Below are 15,305 nucleotides of genomic sequence, written 5' to 3'. Positions count from 1 at the left end.
TGAACGAGTGTGAAAGGAATGAGATTCCCGACTCAGTCGTTCCTCCTTCTCGGGAATGATGATTGAGAGATAAAAAGTAAGTTATTGCGTTGATTAGAAAGGTGGTCAAACACACGTCAATCAAAACTACCGTCATCTCCTAAAGCGACGAAGGAGCGTAATAGGAGATCTGCTTTTGGGCTGCATCCAATAAAAAAGGTTGATGCTTTCACATCAACCTTATGATTTTCATTCCAGCTTTATCAGCCTAGCTCAGTATCTTTCGGGCGTAACTGAAACTCATCAATAGAGCCAATTTCAACACCTGCTGACAGCTTCTCTTCCTCATTATGAGCATTACCGTGAGCATGCATAATCAGGCGATTTGCCGTGCGTGGTTTTAGCTGGCTAACCACAAAACGCATCATGTCTGAGCGAGTTAACCCCTTAAGGTCTTCCAATACGCGCTCTCTCTGGTTGAACTCAACATCCTTATTGCCTATCGCAACCCATAAGCGCTGAGCTCGCCCTCGCAAAGTCGTATCTGGTGTCGAAATCTGATTCCAGAGACCGCGCTTACTGCTGTGCCATTGATAGTCGTTAAGCTCCAACAGCACCATGTAAAAGGCATTGAGGAACTCATCTATTGAAGCTAACAAGTCAGCAGGGGCGGCATTCGGTGATTGCACATACAACACAATACCAGGGTGTCGGTTGAGCGGCATATTGCCAGTACCGACCATGTAACCTAGCTGCTGCTTGGTTCGTATCTCATGGAAGAAAGTGGCCGACATCAAATGGTTTGCCAATGAATACAGCGCGATATTTTTAGGTGAAATATCAGGGCATTGGTAATAAACCACAATTGCTGAATCATCTTGGTTACACACCACTTCACGTTGGAAGCTGCCGTTTTCACCGAGCATGATGAGCGGACGCAGTGATTCTTCGTAAGCCTGATCTTGAACACGCAGTGCATCTTTTAGCGTTTCAGCCATCTTGTGTGCATCGGCTTTTTTCCAGTCGCCATACACAAACATCTCAACATGAAGTTCCGCCAAGATTGCTTGAACAAAAGAGGAGAGCTCATCGACCTCTATCGTTTCTAGGGCTTCAATTAACACGGAATAAGGCGGGTTATTTGGTTGAAGTATCCCAGTCATTGCATTAAACAACTGCGAAATAGGGCGATCTTGCGACGCGTTGTTCCAGTTTCTGAGCAATTGATGCTTGATGGTTTCGAAGCGTGTTGGACTAAAGTCGCGTGCTTGGAAACGTTCAAGAATCATATTGAGCAGTTGTGGCTGTTTCTCGCTAAACCCGGACAGAGTGAGCGTTACACCGCCCTGATGGGTGTACATGTTGTAGCCCATTCCGGCGATTTCAGCCTGATACGTATCTTTTTCGAGTGAGTCTAAGAACATCTCTACGCACAAGCGTGTTTTAACGATATTTCTTGGGCTAGCAACTGAGTGCGGGCTATCGATAGCAACATACACCACACCTTTTGGCACCCGGAATTGATGGTCTTGCAGATGCCATAGCTTAAAGCCATCGAGCTCTTCTAACAGTTGTGGGAACTTAGCGTCACCTTCGAGTTCAGTCGGGTCTAGATCGTAGCAAATAAACGGGTTTTTGCTTGGGAGTTCAAACTGCCAACCGGGGTTAATGCACGTAAAGCATTGAACTTGTTCAGCGCTAAAAGGTGTGACCGAGTAGGGCGTAAAGTACCACTTCGCTTCCCTGTCATACTCGAATCCCTGAGCAACAATGGTTGCCCGCATGTTGTCGACGGTTAAGTAAGGCAGCAAAGCACGCTGTAATTCGTCATCGAAATGCGACATTTTGTAATCGCCATACACCACATCTTGCTCTTGGTAGTGCTGCATGTTGATGACGAGGTGGCTGACGACATCAAGCGGTCTTGCTGGCTCTTGAAAGCGGAAAGCAGACTCTAAAACGGCGCGTTTTTCTAGGTAGCGCCACTCTTCTATGCCTTGTTGTTCGACTAACTTGATGTACTGAAATATCGCTTGGATGATGTTATCGGTTTTGGTTAAACCTTCTATGGTCAATGAGCAACTGACTGTGAAATCACGGTAGTTACTGCCACTCGCGCCACCACCTGCAGAGAGAGATGTTATCCAGCCTTTCTCTTTGAGTTGCATCATCAAACTGCCTTCACCTTCGTAACCTAAAAGGTGGGCAAAGAACGACAAAGGCTTAACGCCGTAGTGTTCGTCCATGCTTGGCATCGGGAAGGTTAAGATCAGTTTGCGCACTTCTTTAATCGGCTCAACGCGGACTTGTACACCCGTACTTAACTCGCCGACAATCGGAACTTCAACCTTTTTGCCTTGTAGGTTGTGATTGGTGATTGAGCTAAAGCGATCCTCAACCCAGCTTTGCATCTCATCTAACGACTGATTGCCAGACAGTGTCAGTGTCATCAAGTCAGCAGAGTATTGTTGCTGGTGGAAAGCCAAGATCTCTTGTCGAATCGTCTCGCCGTTTCTGTCACCCAACGTATCGATATTACCGACAGAAAACTTCGAGAATGGGTGATTGTGATTCACTAGTTCTTTGGTAACTTGGTACAAGCGTCGTGAGTCGTCGTTGAGTTTCATCTTGTATTCGGAGTCAACGGCTTGGCGTTCTTTGTCTAACGCTTCTTCGTTGAAAAGGGGAGCGGTAAAAAATTGGCTGAAGCGATCGAGTGCGGTTTCAAAGGCATTCAATTCAACATCAAAAAAGAAGCAGGTGTGCTCGGTTCCTGTCCAAGCGTTGTTGCTACCGCCATGCTGGCTGATAAAACTTTGGAACTCTCCGACCTTTGGATACTTTTCAGTTCCCAAAAATAGCATATGCTCTAAGTAGTGAGCTAAACCCTCTCGGTCTGTAGGGTCATCAAAATGCCCCACATTGACGGCTAATGCGGCTGCTGCTTTTTGAGCATTTTGATCCTGAACTAACAGTACACGTAACCCGTTATTTAAGGTTATGTAGCGGTATTGATGTTCATCATTTGGGCTTAAGTGCACAGGAGCATCTCCAGAGAAGGTGGTTTTTAAATTATGTACCCGATGATTCGGCGTGCAAACCTTGTGATCATATTTTGGGATATGAAGTGCTTTTTGGCGATTTCTAAATCACTTTTATCGATTTTTATCAGTAATTTATTTTCTTTTAACAAGATTGTTAAGAAAGTCGAACTCTTTGGCAAGTGACTTGATATAATTATTTATATTGACTGCGGTTTCTCTGGATTGAGAGCCAAACCTAAGTAGCGTTTCGCTGATATATGGGATATATCGACTTTCGACATGTTACGAAGACAGGATTGAACATGAAAATATTCATTATGCGCCACGGTGAAGCAGAACATTTTGCCAACTCGGATGCAGAAAGAGCGTTGACCAAGCGCGGGAAAATGGCTTCTCTTGCCGTGGCACAAGCTGCAAATGAGCAGGGGATTAGTCAATTCGATAAAGTGCTGGTGAGCCCATATTTAAGGGCACAAGAAACGTGGTTAGAGATCTCTCAGGCGTTTTCTGGAAAGAAAGTAGAAACCTGTGATGATATTACGCCTTATGGAATGTCCGACGATGTGTTTGATTTGACCTTAGCAATGGCTGAAGTAGAAAAACTAGAGACCATTTTATTTGTTTCTCATTTACCTCTAGTTGGCTACCTAACTGCAGAGTTTGCAACAGGCATGGCGCCGCCTATGTTTCCCACTTCGGGCCTAGCGTGTATCGACTTCAACCTTGAGACACAAAAAGGTGAGTTGCTTTGGAACATCAATCCATAAGCTCGTTGAGCTCTGTTTGATGACAAAGTTGCAGACAATTAGAAAGGGCATCTCAATATGATTGGGATGCCCTTTGTTGTTTTTTGGTGAGAGAGAGTTTGTTAACCAGAATTACTTCTCAGGAACCGAAAGCAAGACTAACAGCGCGCCATTGCCGCCAAACTCTAACGGCGCTTGGTGGAAAGCCATCACGTCTGGGTGCTGTGCTAACCACAAAGGCACCTTCTGTTTAAGGATGTGTTTACCGATACCGTGTTGAACACAGGCACACGCCACGCTCTCTTTCACGCAGTGCACAATCATCGCGCCAAGCTCACGTTTGGCTTCTTGTTGAGTCATACCATGCATATCGAGATACACGTCAGGCACGTAGACACCACGACGGAGGCGCTTGACCTCATATTTAGAGACATCATCACGCGCATAACGCGTCGGACCGTCTTCGCTAAGATGCGGAATGAACTCATCCGAGAAATAAAACTCGCTATCACTGGCTTGTCTTGCCGTTCGAGTAATTTCTTTTTGCTTGGCATTTCTTTTTGGCTGCTGGACTATGGTATCCTGTTGCAACTTTTTAACGCCCTTTACTGCATCGTTGAACAGGGCGAAATCGTCATCGAAGTCGGTGTCTTTTTTGCTCATCAGGTTATGAATTCTAATTAGAAACGTAATTAGCAGTATTGTAGCGCTTTTCGGAGACAATTTTGGATAAGATTTTTGTAGAAGAAGCGGTATCAGAACTACACACGCTTCAAGATGTGATTCGTTGGACTGTTAGCCGCTTTAACGCAGCGGGCCTATTTTATGGTCACGGCACTGATAACGCGTGGGATGAGGCAGTACAACTTATCTTACCTACTCTTTATCTGCCGATTGATGTTCCTTCGCATGTGATGAACTCTCGTCTAACGAGCAGCGAACGTCTACGTATTGTTGAGCGCGTAATCAAGCGTATTAATGATCGTACACCAACGGCTTACCTAACCAACAAAGCTTGGTTCTGTGGTCTTGAGTTCTTCGTTGATGAGCGCGTTCTTGTGCCTCGTTCTCCAATTGGTGAGCTGATCGAAGCTCAATTCCAACCTTGGTTAACTGAAGAGCCAACTCGCATCATGGATATGTGTACGGGTAGTGGTTGTATCGCTATTGCTTGTGCTCACGCATTCCCAGACGCTGAAGTAGATGCGATTGATATCTCTACTGACGCATTGCAAGTTGCAGAGCAGAACGTTCAAGATCACGGCATGGAGCAGCAAGTGTTCCCAATCCGTTCAGATCTTTTCCGTGATTTGCCAAAAGAGAAATACAACCTGATCGTATCTAACCCACCTTACGTGGACGAAGAAGATATGAACAGCCTGCCAGATGAGTTTACTCACGAGCCAGAACTTGGCCTAGCAGCGGGTACAGACGGTCTGAAATTGGTTCGTCGCATCTTAGCTAATGCACCAGACTACCTAACTGACGACGGTATTCTTATCTGTGAAGTTGGTAACTCAATGGTTCATATGATGGATCAGTACCCAGAGATTCCATTCACTTGGATTGAATTCTCTAACGGTGGTCATGGCGTATTCATGATCACTCGTGAGCAGCTTGTTGCTTGCGCTGATGAGTTCTCTATCTACAAAGACTAGGTTTCAATTATTAGGTTAGTGCCCCTATCTTAGGGCTGTAAGCTTAGAACCTGACATCTAGTAAGACGTTCGATTTGAAACGTTTTTATTTAAACGCCATGCAGCAATGCATGGCGTTTTTTATTGCCTAGATTAAAGATGTTTGCATTTATATCGAAGACGTTAAGCGCAATATTTAGTTGATTAATATGAGGGCTTATTACATATTGGTGTTTAATATTTAGTCGTTTTAGTGAGTTAAGGAGGATTCACGATGAGCTTTGATACATGGATTTATTATTTATTAGCGGTGCTAATTTTAACGGCATCACCAGGCCCAAGTTCTTTATTGTGCATGACCAAAGGTGTGCAATCTGGCTTTAAATTATCGATATTTACTGCCTTGGGGAGCTTAACTGCGATTACTGGTATTTTAACTTTATCGTTTACCGGGCTAGGGGTAATTATTGCTTCGTCTGAAGTGGTATTTAATGTCATAAAATGGACTGGTGCAGCTTATCTGATCTTCCTCGGTTGGAAGTCTCTGCGCTCTAGCCAACAAGATTATGACAAGTTATCGGATCAACAAGGCGGTGCTCAATCTGTCAAAGAAAGCGCTGCGCAGCATTACTTAAGTGGCTTTATTGTTGGCGCGAGTAACCCCAAAGCTATCTTGTTTTTTACTGCACTTTTCCCACAGTTTATTGATCCCTCAATTGCGCTATTACCACAGTTTACCGTGTTTGCTTTTACCTTCGCAGTGATGGAATTGTCTTGGTTATTGGTGTATGCCTACTTGGGGGCGAAGTCGTCAAATTGGTTGTTTGCGAAAGGTCGAGCCAAGGTCTTTAATCGTGTCACTGGAGGTGTCTTTATTGGGGCTGGCGCACTGCTTTCGACGACCAGTCGAGCATAACTTTCTGTTTTATCAGAGAGGTGAATGGTTACAGAATATTCTTGATGCTGTCATAAAAGGTTAATATTAATGTGCTTGCTGCTTTTGGCGAAAAGCCGATATATTGTAGTTACACCATCACGTTCTCAAGGAGAGACATATGCAGCATCAAGAAATGATTCAACACAGTAACTTTGGCGTAATCAGTCGTACTTGGATTTTCTCTACCCTTTCTCTAGTGGGTATTCTTGCTCTAATGTAGTCAGCTTCATGGCTCTATAGTTTTAGTTTTTATTATGAAATCACTTGTTAAAAAGTCTTCAAAGTCAGAACTCTTTCTCTTATAAATGTGGCTTTTCTCATCAGGCTAGCCACTTAACTTTTTCTTAGTCATCTTCTTCTAGCAAGCATCCCCCAGTAATTTACTCCTAGTCACCACTTTCTTCTTGTGGAATGGTTTATCACCTTACCTCTATAAACAAGCGCCATCGCACTTCTGAAGTTGTTACGAAACTGTGATAATCTTAAGTTATCTTTTATCTACAGTGTATCTCTCATGTCTGTCTGGGATTCTATTTCATTTAACAATCGATTTACTGCATTACCTCGACTGTTCTATACCCCAATTCAACCTACACCGCTCAGCAATGTCCAATGGCTCGCATGGAATCATAAGCTTGCGGATGAACTCGGTTTTTTGTCATTTGATGATGCTTCCGAGGAATTGCTTGAAACGTTATCTGGCAATGTTGAACCTGAGCAGTTTTCGCCTGTAGCAATGAAATACGCAGGCCACCAGTTTGGTTCTTATAACCCGGATTTAGGTGATGGAAGAGGGCTGTTATTAGCTCAAATTGTCGCGAAAAGTGGCGAAACGTTCGATTTACACCTTAAAGGTGCCGGTAAAACGCCCTATTCACGTATGGGCGATGGACGCGCTGTTATTCGATCAACCGTTCGTGAGTACTTATGTAGCGAAGCGATGGCAGGGCTCAATATCCCAACCACTCGCGCGTTGGCTATGATGACCAGCGACACACCGGTATATCGAGAGAAGCAAGAGTGGGGCGCATTGTTGGTGCGTGCTGCCGAATCACACATCCGTTTCGGTCACTTTGAACATCTGTTTTATACCAATCAGTTGGCTGAGCATAAGTTGCTGGCCGATAAAGTCATTGAATGGCACTTCCCTGAGTGTCTCGATGAAGAGAAACCCTACGCTGCTATGTTTAATCAGATTGTTGACCGTACCGCGGAGATGATTGCGTTGTGGCAAGCGAATGGTTTTGCTCATGGCGTGATGAACACCGATAACATGTCGATCATCGGGCAAACTTTCGATTATGGTCCGTTCGCGTTTCTTGATGAATATGACCCAAGATTGATCTGTAATCACTCGGATTACCAAGGTCGTTATGCTTTTAACCAGCAGCCAAGAATAGGGCTTTGGAACCTGTCGGCACTGGCTCACTCACTTTCTCCGCTGGTGGATAAGGCCGACTTAGAGGCGGCTTTAGAGCAGTACGAACCGCAAATGAACGGTTACTTTAGTCAGATGATGCGTCGTAAGTTGGGGCTACTTTCGAAACAAGAAGGCGACAGTCGTTTGTTTGAATCTATGTTCGAGCTGATGTCGCAAAACAAAGTCGACTACCCAAGGTTCTTTAGAACGCTATCGAACCTAGACACCTTGTCGCCACAAGAAGTGATTGATCTGATAATTGATCGAGAGGCAGCAAAACTGTGGGTATATAACTACTTACAACGCTGCGAATTGGAAGATAGCTCAGTGGTCGAGCGCTGCGAAAATATGAGACAGGTAAACCCGAAATACATCCTCAGAAACTACCTAGCTCAGCTAGCGATAGACAAAGCAGAGCGCGGTGATAGCAGCGATATTGACGCTTTGATGGTGGTACTGGCAGACCCTTATGCGGAACACCCGGATTATGAATACCTTGCGGCTCTACCTCCTGAGTGGGGTAAAGCCATGGAGATCAGCTGCTCTTCATAACCAACCAATAGCGGATTAAGCCCTAAAGATTCAGATAGAGGTCACTAAGTTGTGATCTTTATCTGTTTGTTCTTCTAACTTTACAAACATGTCAATAATCAAACAATCGGCCAGCCTATACACTATGTGAATAAGTTGTAAATTTAATAGGTTTGGGCGATGCCAACAAATACTCGAATTCTCGTGGTGGATGATGATCAAGAAATCCGCGAGCTGCTGGAAGAGTACCTCACAAAATCTGGTTTCGATGTTTCTTCTGTGGGAGATGGTGTTGAACTAGAAGCTCATCTGCAAAACCAAGGTTATCCAGATCTGATTCTGCTTGATGTGATGCTACCCGGTGACGATGGTTTTACCTTGTGTCAACGCGTCCGTAAGCAATCGAATGTGCCTATCATCATGCTGACTGCCGTATCGGATGAAACCGACCAAATTATCGGCTTAGAAATTGGTGCTGATGATTACATTGCCAAGCCGTTTAGCCCTCGTCAGTTAATGGCGCGTATCAAAGCGTTGTTGCGCCGCGTTCAAGTGGTGGATGACAAGACAAGTGATGCATTGCCTAAACAGATCATCTTTGGTGATTGGACTCTCGATACACTTGCGCACCGAATCTCACACAATGAAAGCGCCGAAGAGATGGATTTGTCGGGCAGTGATTTCTCACTGTTAATGCTGTTCCTTACTCGCCCCAATGAGGTGTTAGACCGAGACACCATCTCTTTTGCGACCAGAGGCCGTGAAGCGTTGCCTTTTGAGCGAGGCATTGATGTGCAGCTTAGTCGTCTGAGAAGCCGATTGGGCGACAGTGGCAAGTATCCTCACTACATCAAAACCATGCGCGGTAATGGCTATATCCTCGCTGTGCCTGTTCAGTATGAACACTGATAATCAAGTGATGTTAATGAGCACCTCGGCAATGAAGTATTTCCTATGAACGGGTTGAGTCGGTTAAAGCCAAACTCTTTGGTTGCCAGAACATTGTTACTGACCTTGTTAGCTGTGGTGATAGCTCAAGGTATCGCAACGTCTATTTGGTATAGCGAATCCAAACACAAAGAACTGGAGGGGATTCGTTCTGCCTCTTCAAGCATGGCCAATATGTTTGCCTCGACGGTGACTTTCTTCCAGTCTCTGCCCGTTAAATATCGCCATATCGTGTTGGATCAAATCCGCAATATGGGCGGTACGCGCTTCTTCGTTTCTTTCAATAAAGAGGCGTTGATTGTCGAACCGATCCCTGATACCCGTTTAAAAACCGCCTCGATTGAAGCGATAGAAAGTGTTTTGAGTAGCAAGCTCAATAAAGTCGAATCAGTGCGGGTTGATTTCTCTCGCCCTGAACATCTTCGTTTGCTTAAAAATGACATCTACTTGAGCGATCTCCCACGATCGTGGGCACATCATACTTTAACCTTAGAACCTCTTAACCCTCCTATTCTGGTTGTTCAGATAGAATTAGCCAGTCATGAATGGGTGTATATCGCCGCGTTGTTGCCTGCGCCTTACGTCAAACTCGACGATACGATTCTCGGCAGAGAACAGGTGATCTTCTTAGTTTCCTCAACACTTATTCTTTTGGTTTTGACTTACTTGATGATTCGTCGCCAAGTACGCCCTCTTAAAAAGTTAGCAAGAGCCGCTAATGAGATGAGCATGGACATTCAGCAACCCCAACTGAAAGAAGAAGGGGCGACTGAACTGGTCACCGCAACCCGAGCCTTTAATCGCATGCAGCAACGGATTCGTCGCTATGTTGCCGACCGAGAGCACCTTTTTTCTGCGATCTCCCACGACTTAAAGACACCAATAACACGTCTAAGATTGCGTGCAGAGTTGTTGGAGAGTGAAGTAAAGAAAGACAAATTCAATAAAGATCTCGATGAGCTCGAGATGATGGTCAAAGGTGCTTTGCAAGCGGTAAGAGACACCGATCTACACGAGAATAATGCCATTATTGACCTCAATGAAATGGTGCTCTCTGTGATTGAATCTCATAACCAGTATCAGACAAAAGTTGAGTTCGAACCGGTTGTCATTGAGCCATTGGTCGCGAAACCACTGGCGATTAAGCGTGTACTGACCAACTTAATCGACAACGCAGTTAAGTATGGTTCATCTGCCGTAGTGGAAGTTAGTGGTGATGAGCTTTGGGTGGTCGTGACTATTCAAGACCGTGGCAATGGTATTCCAGAAGACAAGCTAGAGATGGTCTTTGAACCCTACTTTAGGCTTGCAACCGACGACCAAGGACACGGACTTGGCCTCGGGATCTGCCGAAATATCCTGCACGGACACGGCGGAGATCTCATTATTCGCAACTCCTCTCAAGGCGGCTTAGAAGCCAAAGTCTATATCCCCACAGGCTTAGAAGTGTAATGTAACAATTGTGTTACATGGGGCTTACCTTTTGTTTCAATCTTATCAATCAGAATAAGTAGACTCTTTATTGAACCGGACGTCGAGTCCGCTAAAACATGGAAGATAATAATGAAAATCAATAAAACCCTACTTACTCTATCTCTTCTTGCTGCCTCAACATTTTCTCAAGCTGGTGAAGTGGAAGTGCTTCACTGGTGGACTGCCGGTGGCGAAGCGAAATCCGCAGCTGTACTGAAAGAGATGATTGAAGAACAAGGCCATACTTGGAAAGATTTCGCTGTTGCTGGTGGCGGCGGTGAAAGTGCGATGACTGTTTTGAAAACTCGAGCAGTGTCGGGCAATCCTCCATCTGCGGCGCAGATTAAAGGTCATGATATTCAAGAGTGGGGTGGTTTAGGTTTTCTAACGTCTCTCGATGCAACTGCGAAACAAGAAAAATGGGATGAGCTACTGCCAGAAGTGGTCACTAAAGTGATGAAGTGGGATGGCGAATATGTCGCAGTTCCTGTCAACGTTCACCGTGTTAACTGGCTTTGGGCGAACCCTGTTGTTTTAGAAAAATCAGGCGTGACGGTTCCAACTACGTTAGATGAGTTCTTTGTTGCCGCAGACAAGATTAAAGCGGCTGGCTTCATTCCACTGGCTCACGGTGGTCAACCTTGGCAAGACGCGACGGTATTCGAAGCGGTGGCACTTGATGTGCTAGGCAGTGAAGACTACAACAAAGCGTTCGTTGACCTGGATATGGACGTGTTGTCTGGTGACAAAATGGTGGAAGTATTCACCAAGTTCAAAAAGATGCGTGATTACATCGACAGCAACTCTCCGGGTCGTGATTGGAACGTCGCAACTTCAATGGTTATCAATGGTGAAGCAGCGATGCAGATCATGGGTGACTGGGCGAAAGGTGAGTTTACTGCAGCAGGTAAAGTACCGGGTAAAGACTACATCTGTGCACCAGCTCCGGGTACTGACGGCCAATTTACCTTCAACATCGATAGCTTTGCATTCTTTGAACTAAGTGACAAAGAGAACCAAAAAGCGCAACAAGACCTAGCAAAAACCATTCTTACCAAAGATTTCCAAGAAGTCTTTAACCTAAACAAAGGTTCTATCCCTGTACGTCTCGATATGGATATGTCTAAGTTCGACCAATGTGCGTTGGACTCTATGGCAACCTTCAAAGCGAGTGCGGAATCTGGCGACCTTGTTCCGAGTATGGCTCACGGCCTAGCGACGACAAGTTACGCGCAAGGCGCGATTTACGACGTGGTAACCAACTTCTTCAATGAGAAAGATGCCGATCCAAAACAAGCGGCGGCTAAGTTAGCGAAAGCTGTGAAAGCGGCTATCTAATATAACTTGATAAGCGACACACAACGCACGTGAGTGACGGGTTGTGTTGCTTTACCAAACCCCCAGGGTGGGTAGGCTCGTAGGGAGCCTATCTACTCTTCACTCCCAATTCTGATATGCGTGATGCTGATGTGGTGCCGAAAGGTAAGCCATTGGCTCGATTGTGCAACAAGGATAAGTTATGGAGCATGTTTTGACTGAGTCGACTCCAAAACCCACAAGGAGCCAGCCTGCGCCCAAGCCTAGCTTTGCTGACAGGTTGCAACATTGGTTACCCAAGATTGTACTGGCGCCGACCGCGTTAGTGACCGTGGTGTGTATCTACGGCTATATATTCTGGACGGCGGCGCTGTCGTTTACGAATTCTCGATTTTTACCGAGCTTCAACTTTGTTGGTTTAGCTCAATATGAAAAGCTGATGGACAACGATCGCTGGATCACCTCAATCACCAACCTCGGTGTGTTTGGTTTTCTGTTCATGGCGATTGCTATCTTGTTGGGTGTGGGTTTGGCGGTATTGCTTGACCAGAACATCCGTCAAGAAGGCGCGATTCGTACCATTTATTTATACCCAATGGCCTTGTCATTCATCGTGACGGGTACCGCTTGGAAATGGATTCTCAATCCGGGTCTTGGCATTGAAAAACTGATGCAAGATTGGGGCTTTACCGACTTCAAATTCGATTGGTTAGTCGACTCTGAAATGTCGGTCTATACCTTGGTTATCGCAGCACTTTGGCAGTCGTCAGGCTTCGTGATGGCGATGTTCTTAGCCGGCCTTCGTGGCATTGATTCTTCAATCATCAAAGCCGCTCAAATTGATGGGGCAAGCTTACCCACTATTTATCTGAAAATCATTCTACCTTGCTTGCGCCCTGTGGTTTTCAGCGCGGTGATCATCACCTCACACATTGCGATTAAGAGTTTCGACCTTGTGACCGCGATGACAGCGGGTGGCCCAGGTTATTCATCGGATCTTCCTGCGCTATTCATGTACGCACACTCATTTACGCGTGGACAAATCGGCCTTGGTGCTGCCAGTGCCATGATGATGCTTGCTGGTATCTTAGCGATTCTCGTGCCTTATCTTTACTCTGAACTTAGGGAGAAAAAGTCATGATGAATAACATCAATTTTGCTCGAATCTTTATTTATTCAGCACTGCTTTTCTTCTGCTTGGTGTATCTAATGCCATTGTTTGTCATGGCGCTGACCTCATTCAAAACTCTGCCAGACATCAAGGCAGGTAACTTGATGAGCTTACCGAAAGAGTGGGTGTTTGATGCTTGGTATAAAGCGTGGGACACCGCCTGTACGGGCGTGAAATGTGAAGGCATCAAAGGCTACTTCTGGAACTCGTTCCAAATGGTGATTCCTGCGGTTGCGATTTCAACATTGCTCGGTGCATTCAATGGTTATGTAGTGACGAAATGGCAATTCCGAGGCTCGAATCTGTTCTTCAGCTTACTGTTGTTTGGTTGCTTCATTCCGTTCCAAGTGGTGCTACTACCAATGGCAACCATGCTCGGCAAGATGGGGCTAGCGAACACAACCATCGGCTTGGTGATTGTGCACGTTATCTACGGCATGGCGTTTACAACTCTGTTTTTCCGTAACTTCTACATCTCGATTCCGGATGAATTGATCAAAGCAGCAAAACTGGATGGTGCAGGCTTCTTTACGATTTTCTTCAAGATCTTATTACCGATCTCGACACCAATCATTATGGTGACGGTGATCTGGCAGTTCACCGCAATCTGGAACGATTTCTTGTTCGGGGTGGTGTATTCTGGCTCAGAGACTCAGCCAATCACCGTAGCATTAAACAACCTAGTCAACACCAGCACTGGCGTTAAAGAATACAACGTTGATATGGCTGCCGCGATCATCGCCGCGCTGCCAACGCTGTTGGTGTATGTCTTCGCAGGAAAATATTTTGTTCGTGGCCTAACGGCAGGATCAGTAAAAGGATAATTACCCATGGCAACATTAGATTTAAAACAGATCCGTAAAACCTATCGCAACGCGGACAACGAAACGTTAAAGGGCATCGACATCAGTATCGATTCGGGGGAGTTCTTGATACTTGTCGGCCCTTCGGGGTGTGGAAAATCCACCCTAATGAACACCATTGCTGGGCTAGAAAATATTAGCTCGGGTGAAATCGTGATTGATGGTGTTGACGTGGCCCAGGTTGAACCTAAAGACCGCGACATCGCGATGGTATTCCAGTCGTACGCACTTTACCCAAACATGACGGTACGCGGCAATATCGCCTTCGGCTTGAAGATCCGCAAGATGCCACAAGACGAAATCGACGCAGAAGTGAATCGCGTCGCTGAAATGCTGCAAATTGAGCAACTGCTTGATCGTAAACCATCACAGCTATCTGGTGGTCAGCGCCAGCGTGTCGCGATGGGACGTGCACTAGCGCGTCGTCCTAAGTTGTACCTGTTCGATGAACCGCTTTCTAACTTGGATGCCAAGCTGCGTGTTGAAATGCGTCATCAGATTAAACGTCTGCACCAAAAGCTGAACACCACCATTGTTTACGTCACCCATGACCAAATAGAGGCGATGACCTTGGCGGATCGTATTGCGGTGATGAAAGATGGTGAACTGCAGCAACTCGGTACGCCGCAAGAGATCTACACCAAGCCAAACAATATGTTTGTCGCGGGCTTTATGGGTTCACCATCAATGAACTTCATTAAGACCATGGTGGATTTGGATGATGATCAGAATCCGATCATCAAAGTAACGGGTACGTCTGAGCAAGAGCACCACATTCGTTTGCCAAAGAGTATGCGCGACCAAGATGGCAAAGAGTTGGTGATAGGGCTACGTCCTGAGCACATTACTGAGCAGCAGGGTGATGATGTTTCTGCCTCTACAAAGCTAGACTTACAACTAGAGGTATTGGAACCGACAGGGCCAGATACTATTGCGATGGTTAAAGTGAACGACCAAGAAGTCGCGTGTCGTTTATCGCCAGAATTTGAAGTGTCAGTTGGGCAAATGGCGCCGCTGCATTTTGACTTATCAAAGGCGGTATTCTTTGATGCTCAGACTGAAGCGAGAATTGATTTTTAGTTTTTGAGACAGTAGCTCAATGAGAGTCTAAGCTTAAGCAAAGGCAGTATCACTAATTACTAATAAGTAACGTGATGCTGTCTTTTTTGTTGTTTTAGCCTGTTTTATTTCCTCACGAAAACAGAGGGATAAACGAGATAAATGGATTAACTGCAATAA

At 45.5% G+C, this 15,305-nt stretch carries 12 protein-coding genes; 10 read left to right on the top strand and 2 right to left on the bottom strand.

The annotated features are described in order from the left end of the window. Window positions 1-242: 242 nt before the first annotated feature. Complete coding sequence (locus AB4274_RS09435; RefSeq protein ID WP_017060643.1) at window positions 243-3,020, bottom strand: insulinase family protein; 2,778 nt, start codon at window positions 3,018-3,020, stop codon at window positions 243-245. A 305-nt stretch (window positions 3,021-3,325) separates the two neighbouring features. Here AB4274_RS09435 and sixA point away from each other — a divergent pair, with 305 nt between their 5' ends. Beyond that, a complete protein-coding gene (sixA, locus tag AB4274_RS09430) occupies window positions 3,326-3,790 on the top strand; it encodes a phosphohistidine phosphatase SixA (protein WP_017064097.1) in 465 nt (154 codons plus the stop codon). Between the two features lie 111 nt (window positions 3,791-3,901). On the opposite strand, the gene smrB is transcribed toward sixA, so the two are convergent. Beyond that, complete coding sequence (gene smrB, locus AB4274_RS09425; RefSeq protein ID WP_017060641.1) at window positions 3,902-4,432, bottom strand: endonuclease SmrB; 531 nt, start codon at window positions 4,430-4,432, stop codon at window positions 3,902-3,904. 62 nt (window positions 4,433-4,494) lie between these two features. On the opposite strand from smrB, the gene prmB reads away from it, so the two are divergent. The 9 genes from prmB (at window position 4,495) to AB4274_RS09380 (ending at window position 15,146) form a co-directional block, all read left to right on the top strand. Continuing rightward, a complete protein-coding gene (gene prmB / locus AB4274_RS09420) occupies window positions 4,495-5,427 on the top strand; it encodes a 50S ribosomal protein L3 N(5)-glutamine methyltransferase (protein WP_017060640.1) in 933 nt (310 codons plus the stop codon). Window positions 5,428-5,680: 253 nt separating this feature from the next. Further along, entirely contained in the window at window positions 5,681-6,322 is a 642-nt protein-coding gene (locus tag AB4274_RS09415; RefSeq protein ID WP_017060639.1) for a LysE family translocator, read from the top strand. Window positions 6,323-6,857: 535 nt separating this feature from the next. After that, complete coding sequence (locus AB4274_RS09410; protein ID WP_372111883.1) at window positions 6,858-8,315, top strand: protein adenylyltransferase SelO; 1,458 nt, start codon at window positions 6,858-6,860, stop codon at window positions 8,313-8,315. 159 nt (window positions 8,316-8,474) lie between these two features. Beyond that, on the top strand, window positions 8,475-9,203 hold the full coding sequence (locus AB4274_RS09405; protein ID WP_372111880.1) for a response regulator: 729 nt from the start codon (window positions 8,475-8,477) through the stop codon (window positions 9,201-9,203). A 45-nt stretch (window positions 9,204-9,248) separates the two neighbouring features. Continuing rightward, on the top strand, window positions 9,249-10,694 hold the full coding sequence (locus tag AB4274_RS09400; RefSeq protein ID WP_102429097.1) for an ATP-binding protein: 1,446 nt from the start codon (window positions 9,249-9,251) through the stop codon (window positions 10,692-10,694). 111 nt (window positions 10,695-10,805) lie between these two features. Then, window positions 10,806-12,053 carry an ABC transporter substrate-binding protein gene (locus tag AB4274_RS09395; RefSeq protein ID WP_019824814.1) on the top strand — a complete coding sequence of 416 codons (1,248 nt, stop codon included), beginning with the start codon at window positions 10,806-10,808 and terminating at the stop codon, window positions 12,051-12,053. 181 nt (window positions 12,054-12,234) lie between these two features. After that, complete coding sequence (locus AB4274_RS09390; protein ID WP_017060634.1) at window positions 12,235-13,173, top strand: carbohydrate ABC transporter permease; 939 nt, start codon at window positions 12,235-12,237, stop codon at window positions 13,171-13,173. Further along, entirely contained in the window at window positions 13,170-14,027 is an 858-nt protein-coding gene (locus tag AB4274_RS09385; protein ID WP_009848502.1) for a carbohydrate ABC transporter permease, read from the top strand. Before AB4274_RS09390 ends, AB4274_RS09385 begins: the two co-directional genes overlap by 4 nt. Before the next feature lie 6 nt (window positions 14,028-14,033). Then, window positions 14,034-15,146: an ABC transporter ATP-binding protein gene (locus AB4274_RS09380; RefSeq protein WP_372111876.1), complete on the top strand. Its 1,113-nt coding sequence runs from the start codon at window positions 14,034-14,036 to the stop codon at window positions 15,144-15,146. The last annotated feature ends 159 nt before the right edge of the window (window positions 15,147-15,305 follow it).

This window comes from Vibrio sp. 10N.261.55.A10, assembly GCF_041470825.1.
In the GTDB taxonomy this organism is placed as follows: domain Bacteria; phylum Pseudomonadota; class Gammaproteobacteria; order Enterobacterales; family Vibrionaceae; genus Vibrio; species Vibrio crassostreae_C.
The sequence above is the reverse complement of the archived record's forward strand: the minus strand, read 5'-3'. Positions and strand labels throughout refer to the sequence as shown.

Coding starts and splice junctions, on each gene's coding strand:
- sixA (WP_017064097.1), top strand. CDS start 3,326: ATGAAAATATTCATTATGCGCCACGGTGAAGCAGAACATTTTGCCAAC.
- smrB (WP_017060641.1), bottom strand. CDS start 4,432: ATGAGCAAAAAAGACACCGACTTCGATGACGATTTCGCCCTGTTCAAC.
- AB4274_RS09415 (WP_017060639.1), top strand. CDS start 5,681: ATGAGCTTTGATACATGGATTTATTATTTATTAGCGGTGCTAATTTTA.
- AB4274_RS09410 (WP_372111883.1), top strand. CDS start 6,858: ATGTCTGTCTGGGATTCTATTTCATTTAACAATCGATTTACTGCATTA.
- AB4274_RS09405 (WP_372111880.1), top strand. CDS start 8,475: ATGCCAACAAATACTCGAATTCTCGTGGTGGATGATGATCAAGAAATC.
- AB4274_RS09400 (WP_102429097.1), top strand. CDS start 9,249: ATGAACGGGTTGAGTCGGTTAAAGCCAAACTCTTTGGTTGCCAGAACA.
- AB4274_RS09395 (WP_019824814.1), top strand. CDS start 10,806: ATGAAAATCAATAAAACCCTACTTACTCTATCTCTTCTTGCTGCCTCA.
- AB4274_RS09390 (WP_017060634.1), top strand. CDS start 12,235: ATGGAGCATGTTTTGACTGAGTCGACTCCAAAACCCACAAGGAGCCAG.
- AB4274_RS09385 (WP_009848502.1), top strand. CDS start 13,170: ATGATGAATAACATCAATTTTGCTCGAATCTTTATTTATTCAGCACTG.
- AB4274_RS09380 (WP_372111876.1), top strand. CDS start 14,034: ATGGCAACATTAGATTTAAAACAGATCCGTAAAACCTATCGCAACGCG.